At 67.9% G+C, this 19,798-nt stretch carries 16 protein-coding genes; 7 read left to right on the top strand and 9 right to left on the bottom strand.

Translation table 11 applies throughout. From position 1 onward, the window contains the following. Positions 1-27 precede the first annotated feature (27 nt). From ABQE89_RS04700 to ABQE89_RS04680, 5 genes are all read left to right on the top strand, one after another. On the top strand, positions 28-1,557 hold the full coding sequence (locus ABQE89_RS04700; RefSeq protein WP_448414620.1) for an alpha/beta hydrolase: 1,530 nt from the start codon (positions 28-30) through the stop codon (positions 1,555-1,557). A 63-nt stretch (positions 1,558-1,620) separates the two neighbouring features. Next, positions 1,621-2,961, top strand: coding sequence for a glutamine synthetase family protein (locus ABQE89_RS04695; protein ID WP_448414618.1), 1,341 nt, complete (start codon positions 1,621-1,623; stop codon positions 2,959-2,961). 22 nt (positions 2,962-2,983) lie between these two features. Beyond that, positions 2,984-5,944, top strand: a complete 2,961-nt coding sequence (locus ABQE89_RS04690) for a bifunctional [glutamine synthetase] adenylyltransferase/[glutamine synthetase]-adenylyl-L-tyrosine phosphorylase (RefSeq protein WP_448414616.1) — start codon at positions 2,984-2,986, stop codon at positions 5,942-5,944. 15 nt (positions 5,945-5,959) lie between these two features. Beyond that, positions 5,960-6,589 (top strand): PaaI family thioesterase, encoded by a 630-nt coding sequence (locus tag ABQE89_RS04685; protein WP_448414825.1) that lies wholly within the window; start codon positions 5,960-5,962, stop codon positions 6,587-6,589. Continuing rightward, positions 6,586-7,443 carry a TIGR03619 family F420-dependent LLM class oxidoreductase gene (locus tag ABQE89_RS04680; RefSeq protein ID WP_448414823.1) on the top strand — a complete coding sequence of 286 codons (858 nt, stop codon included), beginning with the start codon at positions 6,586-6,588 and terminating at the stop codon, positions 7,441-7,443. Before ABQE89_RS04685 ends, ABQE89_RS04680 begins: the two co-directional genes overlap by 4 nt. Here ABQE89_RS04680 and ABQE89_RS04675 read toward each other — a convergent pair. Further along, positions 7,346-8,143: an adenylate/guanylate cyclase domain-containing protein gene (locus ABQE89_RS04675; protein ID WP_448414615.1), complete on the bottom strand. Its 798-nt coding sequence runs from the start codon at positions 8,141-8,143 to the stop codon at positions 7,346-7,348. The genes ABQE89_RS04680 and ABQE89_RS04675 overlap by 98 nt on opposite strands. Before the next feature lie 292 nt (positions 8,144-8,435). On the opposite strand from ABQE89_RS04675, the gene ABQE89_RS04670 reads away from it, so the two are divergent. Continuing rightward, positions 8,436-11,027 (top strand): Ig-like domain-containing protein, encoded by a 2,592-nt coding sequence (locus ABQE89_RS04670; protein WP_448414613.1) that lies wholly within the window; start codon positions 8,436-8,438, stop codon positions 11,025-11,027. 2 nt (positions 11,028-11,029) lie between these two features. On the opposite strand, the gene ABQE89_RS04665 is transcribed toward ABQE89_RS04670, so the two are convergent. Beyond that, a complete protein-coding gene (locus ABQE89_RS04665; protein WP_448414611.1) occupies positions 11,030-11,503 on the bottom strand; it encodes a DoxX family protein in 474 nt (157 codons plus the stop codon). A gap of 68 nt (positions 11,504-11,571) precedes the next feature. Then, the gene (gene glnA / locus ABQE89_RS04660; protein WP_448414609.1) at positions 11,572-13,008 is read right to left on the bottom strand and encodes a type I glutamate--ammonia ligase; all 1,437 of its coding nucleotides are present in this window, start codon (positions 13,006-13,008) and stop codon (positions 11,572-11,574) included. Between the two features lie 158 nt (positions 13,009-13,166). Between glnA and ABQE89_RS04655 the strand changes: the two genes are divergently transcribed. Then, positions 13,167-13,649 (top strand): RDD family protein, encoded by a 483-nt coding sequence (locus ABQE89_RS04655; RefSeq protein WP_448414607.1) that lies wholly within the window; start codon positions 13,167-13,169, stop codon positions 13,647-13,649. An 89-nt stretch (positions 13,650-13,738) separates the two neighbouring features. Here the strand turns inward: ABQE89_RS04655 and ABQE89_RS04650 are convergent, their stop codons facing one another. The 6 genes from ABQE89_RS04650 to sucB form a co-directional block, all read right to left on the bottom strand. Next, positions 13,739-14,593 carry an endonuclease domain-containing protein gene (locus ABQE89_RS04650; protein ID WP_448414605.1) on the bottom strand — a complete coding sequence of 285 codons (855 nt, stop codon included), beginning with the start codon at positions 14,591-14,593 and terminating at the stop codon, positions 13,739-13,741. 136 nt (positions 14,594-14,729) lie between these two features. After that, positions 14,730-15,482: a DUF4191 domain-containing protein gene (locus ABQE89_RS04645; RefSeq protein ID WP_448414604.1), complete on the bottom strand. Its 753-nt coding sequence runs from the start codon at positions 15,480-15,482 to the stop codon at positions 14,730-14,732. 4 nt (positions 15,483-15,486) lie between these two features. Next, positions 15,487-16,419 (bottom strand): lipoyl synthase, encoded by a 933-nt coding sequence (gene lipA, locus ABQE89_RS04640; RefSeq protein WP_448414602.1) that lies wholly within the window; start codon positions 16,417-16,419, stop codon positions 15,487-15,489. Next, the gene (gene lipB, locus ABQE89_RS04635) at positions 16,419-17,108 is read right to left on the bottom strand and encodes a lipoyl(octanoyl) transferase LipB (RefSeq protein ID WP_448414600.1); all 690 of its coding nucleotides are present in this window, start codon (positions 17,106-17,108) and stop codon (positions 16,419-16,421) included. Before lipB ends, lipA begins: the two co-directional genes overlap by 1 nt. After that, positions 17,105-18,013: a TIGR01777 family oxidoreductase gene (locus ABQE89_RS04630; protein ID WP_448414598.1), complete on the bottom strand. Its 909-nt coding sequence runs from the start codon at positions 18,011-18,013 to the stop codon at positions 17,105-17,107. The genes lipB and ABQE89_RS04630 overlap by 4 nt, the downstream gene beginning before the upstream one ends. A gap of 18 nt (positions 18,014-18,031) precedes the next feature. Further along, a complete protein-coding gene (gene sucB / locus ABQE89_RS04625; RefSeq protein WP_448414596.1) occupies positions 18,032-19,768 on the bottom strand; it encodes a 2-oxoglutarate dehydrogenase, E2 component, dihydrolipoamide succinyltransferase in 1,737 nt (578 codons plus the stop codon). Between the last annotated feature and the right edge of the window lie 30 nt (positions 19,769-19,798).

Genomic DNA, 19,798 nt, shown 5'->3' with positions numbered 1-19,798 from the left:
CGACCGGTGCGCCGCGGACATGCAACGATGGTCGCCATGTGGCGGGTGGGGCGGCTGATCCTGGCGTTGATGCTGATGTCGGTCGTCGTCGGCCCGGCCGCCTCCGCCACCCCCGAGGGCGACGTCACCCGTGACTACGGCCAGCCGCCGGTCTGGGGTGACTGTGCGCAGTGGGTCACCGACGCCCAGCGGCTCGCGGCCATCGCGTCGGCCCAGTGCGGCACCGTGACGGTGCCCGTGGATTACGCGAAACCCGAAGGCGCACACGCGAACCTGGCCGTCATCCGGGTGCCTGCCGGTGGCGACCGGATCGGAGTGCTGGTGGTCAACCCGGGCGGGCCCGGCGCGTCGGCCGTCGACACCGTCGTGGGTATGGGCGCCGCACTGGCCGACACCGAGATCGGACAACGCTTCGACCTGGTCGGCTTCGATCCGCGCGGGGTGGGCCACTCCACGCCGGAACTGCGCTGCCGCTCCGACGCCGAGTTCGACGCCTGGCGGCGCGAGCCGATGGCCGATTACAGCCAGCCCGGCGTCGCCCGCATCGAACAGATCTACCAACGGTTCGTCGACCTGTGCACCGAGACGATGGGCACCGAGTTCCTGGCCAACGTCGGCACCTCCTCGGCGGTGGCCGACATGGACGTTGTGCGCACGGCGCTCGGCGAGCAGCAGATCAACTACCTCGGCTTCTCCTACGGCACCGAACTCGGCGCGGCCTACGCCGAGCGCCACCCCGACCGGGTGCGCGCCATGGTCCTCGACGGCGCGATCGACCCGACGCTGGACCCCATCGCGGCCCGCGTACGCCAGCTGACGGGGTTTCAGCGGGCCTTCAACGACTACGCCACCGACTGCGCCAAGTCACCGGGCTGCCCGCTGGGCACCGACCCCGCGCAGTTCGTCGACCGCTACCACCAACTGGTCAACCCGCTGGTGATGCGGCCCGGCCACACCACCGACCCCCGCGGGCTGAGCTACCAGGACGCCATCACCGGCACGGTCAACGCGCTCTACTCACAGCGCTACTGGAAGTACCTGACCAGCGGGCTGCTCGGCCTGCAACGTGGCACCGACGCCGAGGACCTGCTGCTGCTCGCCGACGACTATCAGGGCCGCGACGCGTCGGGGCACTACAAGAACAAGCAAGACGCGTTCACCGCCATCCACTGCGTCGACGCGCCGTATCCGACCGATCCGGCGGCATCGGCCGAGGCCGACCGCCAGTCCCGCGCGGCGGCCCCGTTCATGGCCTACGGCGCCTACACCGGGTTCGCCCCGCGCGATGTGTGCGCGATGTGGCCGGTGCCCCCAACCACCGCCCCGCGGCCGGCGACGTCACCGGGGCCCGGCAAGGTCGTGGTGGTGTCGGTGACCCGCGACCCGGCCACGCCGTATCAGGCGGGCGCGGACCTGGCCCGCCAGATGGGCGCCTCGCTGATCACCTTCGACGGCACCCAGCACACCGTGGTGTTCAACGGCGACGCGTGCGTGGACACCGCGGTGGTGCGTTTCCTCGTCGACTCGGTGGTGCCGCCCGCCGATCTGCGTTGCTGATCGGCCCGCCGATCGACGCCGCCGTGTAACACAGCGTTAACAGCCGGTGCCTACGCTGCGGACATGGACCGGCAGAAGGAATTCGTGCTGCGCACGCTGGAGGAACGCGACATCCGCTTCGTTCGGCTGTGGTTCACCGACGTCCTCGGATACCTCAAGTCCGTCGCCATCGCGCCCGCCGAACTCGAGGGAGCTTTCGAGGAGGGCATCGGCTTCGACGGATCCGCCATCGAGGGCTTCGCCCGGGTGTCGGAGGCCGACATGGTGGCCCGGCCCGACCCGTCGACGTTCCAGGTGCTGCCCTGGACCACCAGCACGGGTATGCACCACTCGGCGCGGATGTTCTGCGACATCACCATGCCCGACGGGTCGCCGTCGTGGGCGGACTCGCGTCACGTGCTGCGCAGGCAACTGTCGAAGGCAAGCGATCTCGGGTTCTCCTGCTATGTGCACCCCGAGATCGAGTTCTTCTTGCTCAAACCCGGTGAGAACGACGGCACCCCGCCGATTCCGGCCGACAGCGGCGGCTACTTCGACCAGGCCGTGCACGACGCGGCGCCGAACTTCCGCCGCCACGCCATCGACGCGCTGGAGCAGATGGGTATCTCGGTGGAGTTCAGCCACCACGAGGGCGCGCCGGGGCAGCAGGAGATAGACCTGCGCTACGCCGACGCGCTGTCGATGGCCGACAACGTGATGACGTTCCGCTACGTCGTCAAGGAGGTCGCGCTCGGCGAGGGCGTGCGGGCATCGTTCATGCCCAAACCGTTCGCCGAGCACCCCGGATCGGCCATGCACACCCACATGAGCCTGTTCGAGGGCGACACCAACGCGTTCCACAGCCCCGACGACGTGCTGCAACTGTCCGACGTGGCCAAGTCGTTCATCGCGGGCATTCTCGAGCACGCCAACGAGATCAGCGCCGTCACCAACCAGTGGGTGAACTCCTACAAGCGGTTGGTGCACGGCGGTGAGGCGCCCACGGCGGCGTCCTGGGGTGCGGCCAATCGCTCTGCGCTGGTGCGGGTTCCGATGTACACCCCGCGCAAGGCCTCGTCACGGCGGGTCGAGGTGCGTAGCCCCGATTCGGCGTGCAACCCGTACCTGACCTTCGCCGTACTGCTGGCCGCCGGGCTGCGCGGCATCGAAAAGAACTACGTGCTGGGCCCGGAGGCCGAGGACAACGTCTGGAATCTCACGTCCGAGGAGCGCAGCGCCATGGGCTACAAGGAGCTGCCCAGCAGCCTCGGCATGGCGCTGACCGAGATGGAGAACTCCGAACTCGTCGCGGAAGCGCTCGGGGAGCACGTGTTCGACTACTTCCTGCGCAACAAGCGCGCCGAGTGGGAGAACTACCGCAGCCACGTCACACCGTTCGAGCTGAAGGCTTACCTGTCGCTGTAGCCGCCTGCGCTACCTTTCAGTGGTGTCCAAACCTGTGACGCAGCGCCCGAGGCTGCCAAGTCCGGGTCGGCTCGGGCTGGTCGAGCGGTCCGCGCCGGCAGACCTGGACCGGTTGGGTTGGAACACCGAGGACTACGTCGACCTGTTGTGGTCGCTGTCGCGTGCCCCCGACGCCGACATCGCGCTGAAGGCGATGGTCCGGTTGGCCGACGCGGTCGGCGACGACTGGACGGAACTGAACAACGGGCTGCTGACCGACCGCGGACTGCGCGGTCGACTGTTCGCGGTGGTCGGATCGTCGCTGGCGCTGGCCGACCATCTGGTCATCGATCCGGACACCTGGCGCCTGCTGGCCGGTGAGGTGACACTGCCGTCGGCCGACGAACTCAAGGTCGCGTTCGCGGAGATGGCCGAGAACGCCACGGATGCCGCCGCGGCGATGCTGCCGCTGCAGAAGCTCTACCGCGACCGGCTGCTGGTGTTGGCCGCGCTCGACCTGGCGCCGACCGTCGAGGACGAACCGGTGCTGCCGTTCGCGGCCGTCGGGGTGCACCTGTCCGACCTGGCGGACGCGGCGCTGGCTGCGGCGCTGACGGTGGCGATGAAGTCCCTCGACGACCCGGCGGACCGGCCCCGGCTGGCGGTCATCGCGATGGGCAAGTGCGGTGCGCGCGAACTCAACTACGTCAGCGACGTCGACGTCATCTTCGTCGCGGAGGTGGCCGACGCGGTGGCGACGCGGGTGGCCGGGGAGATGATGCGGTTCGCCGCCGACGCGTTCTTCGAAGTCGACGCGGCGCTGCGGCCCGAGGGCAAGCGGGGCCAGTTGGTCCGCACACTGGAGTCTCATGTCGCCTACTACCAGCGGTGGGCCAAGACCTGGGAGTTCCAGGCGCTGATGAAGGCCAGACCCGCGGCGGGCGACGCCGAACTGGGACAGGCCTACATCGACGCGCTGATGCCGATGGTGTGGACGGCCAGCGAGCGCGAGGACTTCGTCGCCGAGGTGCAGGCGATGCGGCGGCGGGTGGAGGAACTGGTGCCTGCTGACGTGCGCGTGCGCGAGATCAAGCTCGGCACCGGAGGCCTGCGCGACGTCGAGTTCGCCGTGCAGTTGCTGCAATTGGTGCACGGCCGCACCGATGAGTCGTTGCGGGTGGCCTCCACGGTGGAGGCGTTGGCCGCGCTGGGGGCGGGCGGCTACGTCGGCCGCGACGACGCCGCCAACCTGACCGCCTCCTACGAGTTTCTGCGGCTGCTCGAACACCGGCTGCAGCTGCAACGGCTCAAGCGCACCCACATGCTTCCCGACGAGGACGACGACGAGGCCCTGCGCTGGCTGGCGCGTGCGGCCCACATCCGCCCCGACGGCAGACACGACGCGCTGGGTGTGCTGCGCGAGGAACTCAAGCGCCAGAACATGCGGGTGTCCCGGTTGCACGCCAAGCTGTTCTACCAGCCACTGCTGGAATCCATTGGCACGGTTGGACTTTCCGAAGGTATGACGGCCGAGGCCGCGGAGCGTCAGCTGGCGGCGCTCGGCTACGAAGGCCCGCAGAGCGCGATGACCCATCTGGCCGCGCTGACCAGCCAGGGCAACAGGCGCGCCCGCGTGCAGCGGGTGCTGCTGCCGACGCTGCTGGACTGGTTGTCGGACACCCCCGACCCCGACGGCGGCCTGCTTGCCTACCGGCGCATCAGCGAGGCGCTGACCGACCAACGGTGGTTTCTGTCCACCCTGCGCGACGAGGGGCTGGTCGCCAAGCGGCTGATGCGGGTGCTGGGCACGTCGGCCTACGTGCCCGACCTGCTGATGCGGGCGCCCGACGTGATCCAGCTCTACGCCGACGGGGCGGACGGGCCCAAGCTGTGCGACGTCGAGCCGGAGGGGGTGGCCCGTGCGCTGGTCGCCTCGGCGGGACGGTATGCCGACCCGGTGCGCGCGATCGCCGCGGCGCGCACGCTGCGCCGCCAAGAGCTGGCCCGCGTCGCGTCGGCGGATGTGCTAGGCATGCTCGAGGTGACCGAGGTGTGCCGGGCGTTGACGGCGGTGTGGGTGGCGGTGCTGCAGGCCGCGCTGGACGCGGTGATCCGGGCCAACACGCCCGGTGACGACGGTCCGCCGGCGCGCATCGCGGTGATTGGGATGGGCCGACTCGGCGGCCACGAACTGGGCTACGGCTCGGATGCCGACGTGATGTTCGTCTGCGAGCCCTCCGACGGCGTCGACGAGTCGGTCGCGGTGCGCTGGGCGGTGGGCATCGCCGAGCAGGTGCGCACGTTGTTGGGCACGCCGAGCGACGACCCGCCCCTGGAGGTCGACGCCGATCTGCGACCGGAGGGCCGCAACGGTCCGCTGGTGCGCACCCTGGCGTCGTATGAGGCGTATTACGCGCAGTGGGCCGAGGTTTGGGAAGTCCAGGCGCTGCTGCGTGCGCACCGCGTGGCCGGTGATCTGGACCTGGGGGAGCGGTTCCTGTTGATGATCGACAAGGTGCGCTACCCGCCCGGTGGTGTGTCCGCCGAAGCGATGCAGGAGATCCGGCGCATCAAGGCGCGGGTGGACAAGGAGCGGCTGCCGCGCGGCGCCGACTCGAACACGCACACCAAACTGGGCCGCGGCGGCCTCGCCGACGTCGAGTGGACGGTTCAGTTGCTGCAGTTGCGTCACGCCCACGAGGTGCCCGCGCTGCACAACACCTCCACGCTGGAGACACTGGACGCGATCGGGGCCGCCGAACTGCTGCCCGAGGGTGACGTGGACCTGCTTCGGCAGGCGTGGCTGACCGCCACCAAGGCCCGCAACGCGCTGGTGCTGGTGCGCGGCAAGGCGACCGATCAGCTGCCCGGCCCCGGCCGTGCGCTCAACGCCGTGGCGGTGGCGGCGGGCTGGGGCAGCGACGACGGCGGCGAGTTCCTCGACAACTACCTGCGGGTGACCCGGCGGGCGAAAGCGGTGGTACGGAAGGTGTTCGATGGATAGGCGACGCGGATGAGCATGGATTTCGGTTTCGAGACGATCAGCGAGCAGGAGTACGAGCGGCAGCGTGCGCTGTACACCCCGCTGACCGATGCGGTGCGCAGGCTCATCGACGCGGCGATTCATACCGACGCCGCAGCGGAGACCGTGCGTGACGCCCAGCGGCGGATCGAGGCGGTCACCGAGCTGCTCGAGCGCGAGCGGGGTTCGGAGCGCGTGCCGGTGCGCCTCGAACCGTCCGGGCGTCCGGTGACATGGGCCAATCCCGCAGTGGGACTTCGCAACGCGATCGCCCCACCGATCACCATCCACCACGAGGACGACGGTCGCTGCTGGAGTGAGTTCGTCCTCGGTCCGGTCTACGAGGGCCCGCCCGGTTGGGTGCACGGCGGTATCTGCGCGCTGGTGCTCGACCACGTGCTCGGCGAGGTGGCCAGTGACGGGCTGACCCAGCCCCGGTTCACCGGCACCATCTCCCTGCGCTATCTACGCGGAACGCCACTGGGCCAGTTGCGGGCCGAAGCCTTCGTCGAGCGGACCGAGGGGCCCAAGACGTTCGCCCGGGGCGCTCTGAGTGACGCCGACGGCATCACCGTCGAGGCCGAGGGTGTGTTCATCACGCCGGCGTGGGCGCGCGACGCAGGATGAAGTTCTATGTCAGCCTGGCGTTCCTGAATACCACCGAAGTCGCCGATATCGCCAGGGCTGCCGACGAACTCGGCTACGACGGACTCGGGATCCCAGACCACGTCGTCAACCTCGAGACACTCCAGACGCCGTACCCCTACACCAAAGATGGGAAGCGACGGTGGGAGCCGTTCACCGACTGGCCGGATCCGTGGGTGTTGATCGGCGCCCTCGCGATGGTGACCACGCGGTTGCGGTTCGTCACCACGGTGTATCTGCCCGCGATGCGCGACCCGTACTCGGCGGCGAAATCCATCGGCACCGCCGCGGTTCTGGCCGAGGGGCGGCTGGAACTCGGTATCGGTGTGGGCTGGTGCGAGGAAGAGTTCACGCTGATGGGTCAGCGGTTCGATCGCCGCGGTAAGCGCACCGACGAGATGCTCGAACTGATGAAGGAGCTGTGGAAGCCGGGCTGGACGGAGTTCGACGGCGAGTTCTATCAGACGCCGCGACTGGAGATGGAACCGACACCGCCGGACATCCCGGTCTATGTCGGTGGACTCTCCGATATCGCGCTGCGCCGTGCGGCCCGCCACGACGGCTGGATCGGCGACCTGATCACCACCGACCGGGCACTGGAACGGGTGGCCCGACTGGGTGAGCTGCGGGCGGAGAACGGCATGTCGATGGAAAACTTCACTGTCCTCACCCCACTGACCGACGCCTTCACGGCCGAGCATTACGACAGGGCCGAGGCGGGCGGTATCGACGGAATCGTCACCATGCCGTGGATGTTCTACGCCGGACCGCAGGCTTCGCTGGCCGAGAAGATCGACGGTATGAAACGGTTTCGCAAGGACTTACGACTCGACTGAGTGGCGGGTCAGTCCAGCAGCGCGTCGGCACGCCCTTGACGAACCGGGCAGGCAGTTGGTGGGTGTCGAAGAGGTGCCCGATCAGCGCTTCGACGGCGGAAGAGACGACGACCTCTCCCGGCGGTGCCAGACCCGACACCCGGGCGGCCATGTTCGCGGCCAGCCCGTAGACGTCGTCCTGTTCGACGTCGAGATAGGAAACCCCGCGGTGAATGCCAACCCGGACGGCGATCTCGAAGCCGAACTGACGTTGGATGCGGTCGCTCAGCCGTGCGGTCTCACCGGCGATATCCAAACCGGCCAGCACCGCGCGTTCGACGTCGTTCTCGTGTGCGGTGGGGTGACCGAACACGCACAGCAGGCCGTCCCCCTTCGTGGAGCTGATGTGTCCGTCGTATCGCGCGATGACGTCTCGAACCCGCTCCTTAAAGAGCCCGACCGCGGTCCGGTATCGCTCCGGATCGACGCGGGTCGACAGTTCGGTCGAGTCGACCAGATCGGCGAAAAGCAAGGTGAGGCGCCGGATTTCGCCGTGCTCCACCGGCATGGCGAGCAGCTCCTCGGCGTCGGCGTTGCCGCTGTCCATGGACAGCACTCGCCTCGCGAGGCCACTGGCGGTGGCACGGTCGCCTTCGCTGATCGCCTGGGATGCGCGATCGAGAAGTTCGTCGATCTTGAGCTTGGTTGCCGATTCGTTCACCGCACGACCATCCCCGCGACTGTGGTTGCTTCCGTCGCAGGCGATGTCACGGCAGCTCCTGGCATCGGTGGGACGTCAGAATATGCGCTCAAGGCCAGGTCTGCAGGTTTGACGCTTCGCAAGCTTGCCAACGCAACGAAATAGCCGCCCGGCAGTCGGCGCGACCCTATAGCGACTTTGCTGGATTGGGGATCGTTCATAGGGAAACACCCGATTCCTTTCCGCCGTCTGACCCTTAGCGTCGAATCGACAACCACGTGCGGCCGGTCGCGGCCGGGAAAAAGGGATGAATATGAAGTACTCCGCGTACATCGGTCGAGTCGGCGCGCTGGCAGTGGCGCTCGGGATCGGCGCTGCCGTGGCGAACGGGCCGGCGATCGCGTTTGCCGAGGCGAACGAGTCCGGTCAGACCGATACGAAGACGGAGGCGTCACAGAACGCCCCGGCCGACGAGACGCCGGGGGACGAGGGCCAGCAGACCGGTGACCAAGGGGGCGACGGCGCCGCCCTGACCGAACCGGCCGACGCCGTCGACGACCTCGAGGCAGACACGGAGCTCGAAGAGAACCTCGAGATCGACGACGCGCTCGACGCCGGCGAGGAGGAGCAGCAGGGCGGCGACGTCATCGATCCGTCCGGCGACGGCGACGCACCGCCCACGGGCGGCGGCGATGGGCCGCCGGCAAACCTCCCTGCCGAGTCGCAGGGAGCCCAGCAGCAGGGCCAACAGACAGTCCAACAGCTCGGGTCGAACACCGACGTGAACGTCGATCTCACCGAAACGCCGCAGGCACCCGAAGGCGACGACATCTCTGTCGAGTCGTTCACCACCGCCGCTGTCGACGAATCGCCTTCTCACACCGAGACATTGCGCACGCTGGCGCTCGACGAGCCGGCACCGGCGGCCCAGGACCCGATCACGGCGCTGTTCACACTGCCGCTTCGCATCGTGGACAGCGTGTTGTCGGGCATCCTCGGCGGCCCGTCCACACCGTCCGGTGAGAACCCGCTGTTCCTCGGGCTCCTGGCGTTCGTGCGCCGGCAATTTTCGCCCTTCACCCGCACATTCTCCAACCAGGCGCCGGTCATCACAGGCGCACAGGTCGACGAGAACGAGGACGGCACCTTCACGATCACCGTCGACACCGAGGCACCCGACGTCGACGCGTTCGATCCCGACGGCGATCCGCTGACGTTCACGGCTGCCAACGGCGAGGACGGCACCGTCGTCAAGACGGGGCCCAACACCTTCACCTACACGCCGCCGGAGACCGGTTGGGACGGCGAGGACACCATCACCATCACGGCCGGCGACCCCGGCGGCCTGTTCGGCTTCAACCGCAAGTCCGCCTCGGTGACCGTCAGCATCGTCGCCGCGGGCGAGGACGACCCGACCCAGCCCGACGTCACGCAGCCGCCGACACCGCAGGAGGACGGCACTGTCGAGGCCGAGTTGAAGTTCGACCCGACGAAGGTCGTCAATGTCACGGTGGCCGAGGGCTTCGCGCCGAAGTACTGGACGTTCACCGAGGTTTACAACGCCGAGACCGGCGAGTACGAGATCTCGCTGACCCCGACGCAGGCCGCGCAACTGCGCGCCGCGCTCGGCCTCGATACCGACGACTTCGTCGGATTGCAGGTCACCACCGCTGACCAGCAGATGCAGACCTTCTCGCTGCGCACGGTGTCGTTCGCCGCGCTGGCCGAGGGGCCGGACTACACGATGACGCTGCCGGATCCGCCGGCCGGCGACTTCGTGGTCAGCGAACAGGCTATTCCCGTCGGCTCAGAACCGGCTGGCGTGGTGGTCACCGACAGGTACGCCTACGTGATGAATACTGAGCTCAGCGCGGGTTCTGGGGTGGGCAACGGCTCCATCACCGTCATCGGAGCCGACCCGGAGGAGGCCGACTACAACCAGGTGGTGACTACCATCGAGGGCGGACCGAACGCGGCGTTCGGCGCACTGGCCGGCGATCGGCTCTACGTGGTCAGCCCGGACTATTACGGTGGCCAGCCGAGAGTGACGGTGATCGACACCACCACCAACACGGTTGTCGGCGATCCAATCGACCTCCCTGGCGGCTTATATCCGATCACCAGCCCCGATGGAAAGCGGATCTACGTCGTCGACCAGCAGAACGGGGACCTGCACGTCATCGACGCCGACCCGACCAGCCCGACATACAACACGATCATCGACGACGTTGATGTGTCGCCCGGGCTGAGTGCACCGGTACAGGACCCCGACACTGGCGCCACGACCGTCAAGTTCCTGCTGGGCGGCGCATTCAACGCGGACGGCAGCCGGCTGTACGTCATCCAGGCCGTGCAGACGATAACGCCGGGCGAGGAGGGCCCGGAGGTCACGTACGACAGCGAAGCGTTCACCGTCGACACGGTCACCAATGAGGTGGTCGGTGATCCCGTGACGCTGGGCCGCTATGCGGGCTACGCCTGGAGTGACGGAAGCTTCCTCTACGTTCCGACCTTCGACATGTCGAGCTACGACCCGACCGACCCCGACCTCTCGGACGTCGACGGCGTGCTCACCATCGTCGACATCCAGTCGGGGGATCCCGTTCTCGTCGACCTCGATCCCGGCACACCCGAGGTGGACGGCGTTGCGGTCGGCCCGCTGCCGACCTATGTGGCGCTCAGCCCGGACAAGAGCCTCATATACGTCGTCAATGCTCAGGCGGGCACCGTCACCGTGGTCGACACCGTCAACCGCGAGGTGCTGGATGTCATCGTCTTCGACGACAGCCCGACAGGTGGGTTGACGAGCACCAACGCCATCGGCATCAGCCCGGACGGCCAGCACATCTACATCACCAACTTCGGCGACGGAACGGTGACCGCGCTGGAGTTCGTGACCGCCTGACGCTAGCGGCGGAAGCGGCTGAACAAGCCGGCCCGCGGCGCGGACCCCGTAGTGGTCGTGCCGACGGGCCGGCGTCGGCCGTCGATGGAGTAGGCGCCGGCGCCCATGGTGGCCAGCAGCAGGAAGGCGAAGGAGAACATCACGGCCGCCTCGCCGCCGTTGGCCATCGGCCAGAAGCTCTGGGACGGACCCTCCAGCGGCGGCCAGTGCTGCCAGAAGTACGCGACGGCCATCTCGCCGGAGGCGATGAACGCCGCGATGCGGGTGAACAGCCCCACGGTGATCAACAAGCCGGCAACCAGTTCGATCAGGCCGGCCCACCACATCGGCCAGCTGCCGACCGGGACCGACTCGCCGAGGGGCCAGCCGAACAGCTTCATCGATCCGTGGATCGCGTACAACAGACCGAAGATGACGCGAAAGGCGGTCAGGGCCGCGGGGGAGTACGTGTTGAAACGGTTGTCCAGGGTCGTCATTGACAGACCCTAACGCCATCCGGGCCGGGCGCGTCGAAAGTTCGCCCGGCCCGAATGGTCAGCCGCGATCAGACGTCGTAGTACAGCGCGATCTCGTAGGGGTGCGGTCGGATCTGCACCGGCATGATCTCGTTCTCCCGCTTGTAGGAGATCCAGGTCTCGATCAGATCCTCGGTGAACACCCCGCCCTCGGTGAGGTAGTCGTGGTCCGCCTCGAGATTGTCGATGACCGCCGAGAGCGACGTCGGGGCCTGTGGGATGCTGGCGGCTTCGTCCGGCGGCAGCTCGTAGAGGTCCTTGTCGATCGGGGCCTGCGGCTCCATCTTCTTCTTGATGCCGTCGAGGCCGGCCATCAGCATCGCCGCGAACGCCAGGTACGGGTTGCCCGAGCTGTCCGGGCAGCGGAACTCGAGGCGCTTGGCCTTCGGGTTGTTGCCCGTGATCGGGATGCGGACGCATGCGCTGCGGTTGCGCTGGCTGTACACCAGGTTGATCGGCGCCTCGTAACCGGGAACCAGCCGCTTGTAGGAGTTCACCGTCGGGTTGGTGAACGCCAGCAGCGACGGCGCGTGGTGCAGGATGCCGCCGATGTAATGGCGTGCAGTGTCGGACAGGCCCGCGTAGCCCGACTCGTCGTGGAACAGCGGCTGGCCCTCCTTCCACAGCGACTGGTGCGCGTGCATACCGGAGCCGTTGTCGCCGAACAGTGGCTTGGGCATGAATGTCACCGTCTTGCCCGCCCGCCACGCGGTGTTCTTGATGATGTACTTGAACAGCAGCAGGTCGTCGGCGGCGTGCAACATCGTGTTGAACTTGTAGTTGATCTCGGCCTGGCCGGCGGTGCCCACCTCGTGGTGGCCGCGTTCCAGCACGAAACCGGCGTTCTGCAGGTTGGTGCACATCTCGTCGCGCAGGTCGACGAAGTGGTCATAGGGCGCGACGGGGAAGTAGCCGCCCTTGGGGCGCACCTTGTAGCCGCGGTTGGCGCTGCCGTCGGACTCGACCGGCTCGCCGGTGTTCCACCAGCCCGCCTCGGAGTCGATCTCGTAGAACGTGCCGTTCATCCGCGAGTCGAACGACACGGAGTCGAAGATGTAGAACTCGGCCTCGGCGCCGAAGTAGGCGGTGTCGGCGATACCCGTGCTGGCCAGGTAGTTCTCCGCCTTACGGGCGACGTTGCGCGGGTCGCGGGAGTAGGCCTCGCGGGTGAACGGGTCGTGCACGAAGAAGTTGATGTTCAGCGTCTTCGCTTCACGGAACGGGTCGATGCATGCGGTCTGGGGATCGGGCAGCAGCATCATGTCCGATTCGTGAATCGACTGGAAGCCGCGCACCGACGACCCGTCGAACGCCAGGCCGTCCTCGAAAACGCTTTCGTCGAACACCGAAGCCGGCACCGAGAAATGCTGGACGACGCCCGGCAGATCACAGAAGCGAATGTCGACGTACTGTACGTCTTCGTCCTTGATCTGCTTGATGATGTCGTCGGCCGTCTTTTCTGCCATCCAAGACTCTCCTTATGTCTGGTAACCCGCGCGTTGACGCTAAGGACACGATGTTGCACGGTCGTCAACCGCATGTTGCGCCGAAGTTACGCAATGTCGCCTCGGCGGTGGTCGCTGGCGGCCGGTGGACCCGGACGGGTCCCACATATCCTGACAGTATGGCGCGCACTGTGGGCTCTTGGATGCCCGGCTTCGGGTCCGGCAGTGATACCGGATCGAACGACTACCCCGGCCAGCGTCTCGGTCTGCCCGAGTCCGGCCCCGGGTCGATAGCGAGGTTCGGCAGGCGCATCGCCGCGCTGCTCATCGACTGGTTCATTGCGGTCGGTCTGACCGGCTTCGCGGTGCCGCTGGGGCTGATGGCCCCGGAACAGTTGCAGTACTCGCTGAACGCGCGGCTGGTCACCCTGGCGATCTGGGTGGTGGTCGGCACGGTTTCGGTCCGGCTGTTCGGCTTCACCCCGGGCCAGCTGGCGCTGGGTCTGCGGGTGGCCTCGGTCGACCACCGCGAACACGTCGGCATCGGGCGGGCCCTGGCACGCATGCTGCTGATCGTGCCGGTCATTCCCGCACTGTTCACCGACAGCGACTTCCGCGGCTATCAGGACCGCTTCACGAAGACGGCGGTAATCCGCCGCTAGGTGTCTTCCTGGTGCGGCGCGAACGTTGATTACCGCGCGAAAATTCGCGCGGAATTCGAACACAACTCAACGTTCGAGTACAGGTTCGGTCACACGTTTCGGCCCGCGGCTTGGAGCGCGGCCCGGGTTCGCGCGACGATGACGTGCGGTCGGTACCGCAGCATGTCGGCGTTGACGCGGATGATCCGCCAACCGAGCGCCTCCAGCTTGGCCTGTCGTTCGATGTCGCGATTGCGGACGTCGGGGTCCTCCCAGTGTTGGGTGCCGTCGTACTCGACACCGACTCTCCACTCCGGGTAGCCCATGTCGATGCGTGCCACGAACTCGTAATCGTCGTACACCTCGATCTGGGTGTGCGTCGGCCGCAGGTTTGCGGCAGTGAGAACGAGGCGGGTACGGGTTTCCTGGGGCGACTCGGCGCCGGGATCGCACAGATCGATCGCCTCGCGCAGCGCGATGATTCTGCGCGCGCCACAGTGGCGGTCGGCGACCGCCGCGATCTCCCAGGGCTTGAGGCCGGTTGCCTGCATCACGGCGTCCAACCGGATCACCGCGGTGGTCAGCACGCGCCGCCGGCCGAGGTCGTATGCGGTTCGCGCCGGCGTGGTGACCGGTATTCCGTTGACCACACCGACCTCGCTGTCCGCCAGGGAATCGCTGTGCAGGAGGATGCCCGAGGTCCGGAACCGGCTGTACCGGTTGAGCTCAGCGGGTAGCTCCAGGTCGATCCACTTGGTCCCGTGCAGAGCGGCCGCGGACAGACCCGCGGCGGTAGCCCGTCGTCCCGACCAGAGCCAGGCGCCGACCGCCTTGTCGACCGGCGTCAGTTCCACGTCTTTGGGTACGTACACGTTGCGGAACAGCTGGTCATAGCGCGTGGCGAGTTGATAGCGGTTGACGGCGCCGGACGCTACGGCCTCGGTGCCGAGGAAGGGCCACTCCATGTTTCATTGGACGAAAGTGGCGATCCAGTCGGTTTCATGCTCGGTCGAACGTCAAGTTGTGCTCGAAAAACCGCCAAAAAATGGCGCGGTAATTGACGTTCGGCGCGCGTCAGGCGTCCAGGCCAGCCGAGGAGGGTTAGCGGCGGCGCACGGTGCGCTGCACGTTGCGCATCTTGGCCTGTGTCGGCAGCGGACCCTTGGGCATCGCGGCGGGACCGGCCTTCGTGCCGAGCGCGGCCAGTCGTGACTCCAGGGCGTCGAGCTGCTTGACGGTGATGTTGGCCGGCAGGCGGTTGAGGTGGCGCTCGAGCTTGGCCAGCGGGACCTCACCCTCGCCGTTGCCGATGATGACGTCATAGATCGGGGTGTCGCCGACCAGTCGCGCCGTGCGCTTCTTCTCCTGAGCCAGCAGCGGCTTGACCCGCGACGGGGACCCCTCGGCCACGAAGATCACCCCGGGGCGCCCGATGACCCGGTGCACGGCGTCGAAATGGCCGGTGGCAGCGACGCCCGGGGTCACCCGCCACTTACCGCGCATGTTGTCCAGCGCCCACGCCGCCGCGCCGGTCTGGCCCTCGGCCTTGCGGTAGACCGCCTTTTGCGCGCGCCTGCCGAAGATGATGAACGCCACCAGCGCCCCGAGCACGACGCCCAGCGGGATCATCAGGTAGGTGGTGAATCCACCCGCCATCACTCCCAGCACCACCGAGCCCGCCACGATCAGGACGAACGCCGTGATCATGTAGGGCAGGAGGCGCTTGTCCTCCTTGCGCTGGATCTGGAATGCCTGCCACAGCTGGCTGCGCCGCTGCTTGGACGCCGCCTTACGGGCCGCCTTCGCCTCGGCCTTCGCCGCCTTCAGGGCCTCGGGGTTGCGCGATTTCGCCATTCTCTCAGGATACGGCGGGCCGAGAAGTGGCTGCCTGGGCATACAGCCGACCCGCCCGATACGACGAGCGCACCAGCGGACCGGCGAGCACCCCGGAGAAGCCGACCTGCTTCGCGAACTCCTCGTGCTCGACGAACTCCTCGGGCCTGACCCAGCGTTCCACCGGGTGGTGACGCGCCGACGGCCGCAGGTACTGGGTGATGGTGACGATGTCGCAGCCCGCGTCGTGCAGGTCGGTCAGGGCGGTGCGGACCTCTTCTGGTGTCTCGCCCAGGCCCAGGATGAGGTTGGACTTGGTCACCAGGCCGAAGTCGCGCGCGGCCGTCAACACCTCGAGGCTGCGCTCGTAGCGGAACGCCGGGCGAATCCGTTTGAAGATGCGCGGCACGGTTTCGACGTTGTGCGCCAACACCTCCGGGCGTGACTCAAAGACCTGCTCGAGCAATTCGGGCTGCCCGTTGAAATCCGGGATCAGCAACTCCACGCCGGTGTTGGGGTTGAGCTTCTTGATGGCGCGCACGGTCTCGGCGTAGAGCCAGGCGCCGCCGTCGGGCAGGTCATCGCGTGCCACCCCGGTGACCGTCGAATAGCGCAACCCCATCGCCTGCACGCTCTCGGCGACCCGGCGCGGTTCGTCACGGTCCAACTCGGCGGGCTTGCCGGTGTCGATCTGGCAGAAATCGCAGCGACGGGTGCATTGTTCGCCGCCGATCAGGAAGGTCGCCTCGCGGTCCTCCCAGCATTCGAAGATGTTCGGGCAGCCCGCTTCCTCGCAGACAGTATGCAACCCTTCGCGGCGCACCAGCGCCTTGAGTTCCTTGTACTCCGGGCCCATCTTCGCCCTGGTCTTGATCCACGGCGGCTTGCGCTCGATCGGCGTCTCGGCGTTGCGCACCTCGAGACGCAGCAGCTTGCGACCTTCCGGAGTTACCGTCACTACGTCCACGCTACTACCAGGCGACCGTCGAGGGCGTCCGCGACTGCCGAGGCCACCGGTTCCATGACGTCCTCGACGCCGACCCGGCGCCCGAGTTCGGCCGACAACGACGTGACGCCGGCGTCGGCGATACCGCACGGCACGATCGTGGAAAACGCGGCCAGATCGCAGTCGCAGTTCAGCGCGAAGCCGTGCAGCGTCGTCGCACGCGCCACCCGGATGCCGATGGCGGCCACCTTGCGAGCCGGCCGCCGATCGTCCGGCGGCACCCACACCCCGGAGCGGCTCTCGACACGGCGCGTCTGCAACCCGAAGCCCGCGCACACCTGGATCAGCGACTCTTCAAGGCGGCGAACGAAGTTCACCACATCCAGCGGTTCGGCCAGGCCGATGATCGGATAGCCCACCAACTGTCCGGGCCCGTGCCAGGTGATCTTTCCGCCCCGGTCGGTGTCGATCACCGGGACGCCGTCGCGCGGCCGCTCCTCGGGCAGCGTGCGCCTGCCCGCGGTGTACACCGGCGGGTGCTCGAGCAACAGCAAGGTGTCCGGACCGCCGCCGATGCGGGCCTCGGCCGCTTCGCGTTGCAACTGCCACGCGTGCTCGTAGTCCACGGTGCCCAGATGTCGTACCTCGATCGGCGACGTGGCCGACCGGATCGATGTTGCCACCACTGAAACGGTACTCATCGGCCCTCGGCCGTGGTCGCGAACGTCAGCGCCTCGCCGATTGTGTTGTGGTGGAACTGAAATCCCGCGCGCTCCAACGCAGCGGGGATCGCCCGCTGCCCGAAGAGCAGACCTTCGTCGGCGAATTCGCCCAGGGCGACCCGCAGGGCGAAGCCGGGCACCGTGAACAGGGTGGGACGGTTGAGTGTCCGGCCCAGCGCCGCGGTGAACTCGGCATTGGTGACCGGCGCGGGCCCGGTGAGGTTGACCGGACCGGACAACCGGTCGTCGTCGATCGCGAACAGTAGCGCCCGCACCTGGTCTTCCAGGCTGATCCACGGCATGTACTGGCGGCCGTCGCCCAGGCGCGCGCCGAGGCCCAGCGAGAACACCGGCCGCATCCGGCCCAGCACCCCGCCTGTCGGGGCCAACACCAGCCCGGTGCGCACCAGCACCACCCGCACACCGTCGGCGGCCGCGGCCGCGGTGGCCGCCTCCCAGTCCTCGCACAGCCGGGCCAGGAAACCCTCACCGGCCGGGGCGGTTTCGTCGACGACGCGGCTGTCGGTGTCGCCGTAATAACCCACGGCGCTGGCGTTGACCAGCGTGGGCACCCCGGCCTCGGCGACCGCGGCGGACAACACCTCGGTGGGGGCGATGCGACTGTCGCGCAGGCTCTGCTTGAACGCCCCCGACCAGCGCTTGTCACCGACGCTGACACCACACATGTTCACCACCGCGTCGACACCGCTCAGCCGGCTCGGGTCGAACTCACCGGTGTCGGGATTCCAGTACACCTCGTCGGCGTTCGACGGTGGTCGGCGCACGATCCGGATCACCCGGTGATCGGTGGCGCGCAGCGCGTACACCAACGCGGTACCGATCAGCCCGGAAGACCCCGCAACCGCGATGACGGCCTCGGACACGACTGGCGCCCGCCTTTCTTACAGGCCGAGGTCGGCCTCGAACGCACCTTCTTCGAGTCGACGCTTGACGGTGGTCAGGAAGCGGCCCGCGTCCGCGCCGTCGATCAGCCGGTGATCGTAGGTCAGTGGCAGGTAGCACACCGACCGCACGCCGATCGACTCGTTGCCGTACTCGTCCTCGATGACGCGAGGACGCTTGACGATCGCTCCGGTGCCCAGCATCGCGGCCTGCGGCGGCACCAGGATCGGCGTGTCGAACAGCGCGCCCTGGCTGCCGATGTTGGTGATGGTGAACGTGCCGCCGGCCAACTCGTCGGGTTTGAGGTTGCCGGAGCGCGCGCGTGCGGCGATGTCGGCGATCGCCCGTGCCAACCCGGCCAGGGACAGATCGCCGGCGTTCTTGACCACCGGGGAGAGCAGACCCTGCTCGGTGTCCACCGCGAAGCCGAGGTGCTCGGCGTCGTAGTAGGTGATCTCCTTGGTTTCCTCGTTGTAGCTGGCGTTGATGTTCGGATGTGCCTTCAGCGCGTCGACGACCGCGACCGCGATGAACGGCAGATACGTCAGGTTGACACCCTCGCGTTCGGCGAAGCTGGCCTTGGCCTGCGCGCGCAGCGCCACGATCTTGGTCATGTCGACCTCGTGGGTCTGCGTCAACTGCGCGGTGGCCTGCAGGGATTCGCGGGTCTTCTTCGCGGTCAGCTGCCGGATCCGGTTGGCCTTCTGGGTGGTGCCGCGCAGGTGCGCCAGGGCGGGCTCCGGTGCGGGCGCACCTCTACCCGGTGCGGCGGGCGCGGAGGCGGCGGCCGCGGGTGCGGGCGCCTTCTTTTCCTCGACCGCGGCGAGAACGTCCTGCTTGCGGATTCGGCCGCCGACGCCGGTGCCCTTCACCGTGGCGAGGTCAATGTTGTTCTCGGCCGCCAGCTTTCGGACCAGGGGAGTCACATACGGCGCCGCTTGGCTCGACGGCTGCGACTGGGCGGCGGGCTCGGGCGCCGGCTGAGGTGCGGGCTCCGGTGCCGGTGCCGGTGCCGGTGCCGGCTGCGGTTCGGGTTCGGGGGCCGGCTCGGGCGCCGGTTCTGGTTCTGGTTCGGGCTCGGGTTGCGGTGCGGGCTCTTCGGCCGGTGCGGCGCCGGCCTGGCCGATCTTGGCCAGCTCGCCGCCGACCGCCACGGTGTCGTCTTCCTCCGCGGTGATCGACACCAGCGTGCCGGCCACCGGTGACGGGATCTCGGTGTCGACCTTGTCGGTGGACACCTCGAGCAGTGGCTCGTCGACCTCGACGCTGTCGCCGACCTTCTTCAGCCAGCGGGTCACCGTGCCCTCGGTCACCGACTCGCCGAGTTCGGGCATCGTGACCGAGGTGGTCTCACCGCCGCCCGACGACTGCGCGGGTTCGGGTTCTGGCTCCGGCTCAGGTGCGGGCTCGGGCTCCGGCTCCGGCGCGGGCTCGGGTTCCTGGGGTGGCTCCGGGGCGGGCTCTTCGGCCTTTTCCTCGGCCTGGCCGTCGGATTCGCCTGCCTCGCCGATGACCGCGAGTTCACCGCCCACCTCGACGGTGTCGTCCTCCTGCGCGACGATCTTCGTCAGCACACCCGACGCCGGGGACGGGATCTCGGTGTCCACCTTGTCGGTGGAGACCTCCAGCAGCGGTTCGTCCTGCTCGACCGTATCGCCTTCCTGCTTGAGCCAGCGGGTGACAGTCCCCTCGGTGACGCTCTCGCCGAGTGCGGGCATCTGAACGGAGATGGCCATGTTGGGTGGGCTCCCTCGATCGATCTGTCG

The sequence above is a fragment of the Mycolicibacterium sp. XJ1819 genome, from assembly GCF_053483675.1.
Note: the sequence above shows the minus strand (reverse complement) of the source record. Positions and strands in the feature narration are given on the sequence as shown.

Coding starts and splice junctions, on each gene's coding strand:
- ABQE89_RS04645 (WP_448414604.1), bottom strand. CDS start 15,482: ATGGCGAAATCGCGCAACCCCGAGGCCCTGAAGGCGGCGAAGGCCGAG.
- ABQE89_RS04695 (WP_448414618.1), top strand. CDS start 1,621: ATGGACCGGCAGAAGGAATTCGTGCTGCGCACGCTGGAGGAACGCGAC.
- ABQE89_RS04650 (WP_448414605.1), bottom strand. CDS start 14,593: ATGGAGTGGCCCTTCCTCGGCACCGAGGCCGTAGCGTCCGGCGCCGTC.
- ABQE89_RS04655 (WP_448414607.1), top strand. CDS start 13,167: ATGGCGCGCACTGTGGGCTCTTGGATGCCCGGCTTCGGGTCCGGCAGT.
- ABQE89_RS04685 (WP_448414825.1), top strand. CDS start 5,960: ATGGATTTCGGTTTCGAGACGATCAGCGAGCAGGAGTACGAGCGGCAG.
- ABQE89_RS04700 (WP_448414620.1), top strand. CDS start 28: ATGGTCGCCATGTGGCGGGTGGGGCGGCTGATCCTGGCGTTGATGCTG.
- ABQE89_RS04680 (WP_448414823.1), top strand. CDS start 6,586: ATGAAGTTCTATGTCAGCCTGGCGTTCCTGAATACCACCGAAGTCGCC.
- sucB (WP_448414596.1), bottom strand. CDS start 19,768: ATGGCCATCTCCGTTCAGATGCCCGCACTCGGCGAGAGCGTCACCGAG.
- ABQE89_RS04670 (WP_448414613.1), top strand. CDS start 8,436: ATGAAGTACTCCGCGTACATCGGTCGAGTCGGCGCGCTGGCAGTGGCG.
- ABQE89_RS04665 (WP_448414611.1), bottom strand. CDS start 11,503: ATGACGACCCTGGACAACCGTTTCAACACGTACTCCCCCGCGGCCCTG.
- glnA (WP_448414609.1), bottom strand. CDS start 13,008: ATGGCAGAAAAGACGGCCGACGACATCATCAAGCAGATCAAGGACGAA.
- lipB (WP_448414600.1), bottom strand. CDS start 17,108: ATGAGTACCGTTTCAGTGGTGGCAACATCGATCCGGTCGGCCACGTCG.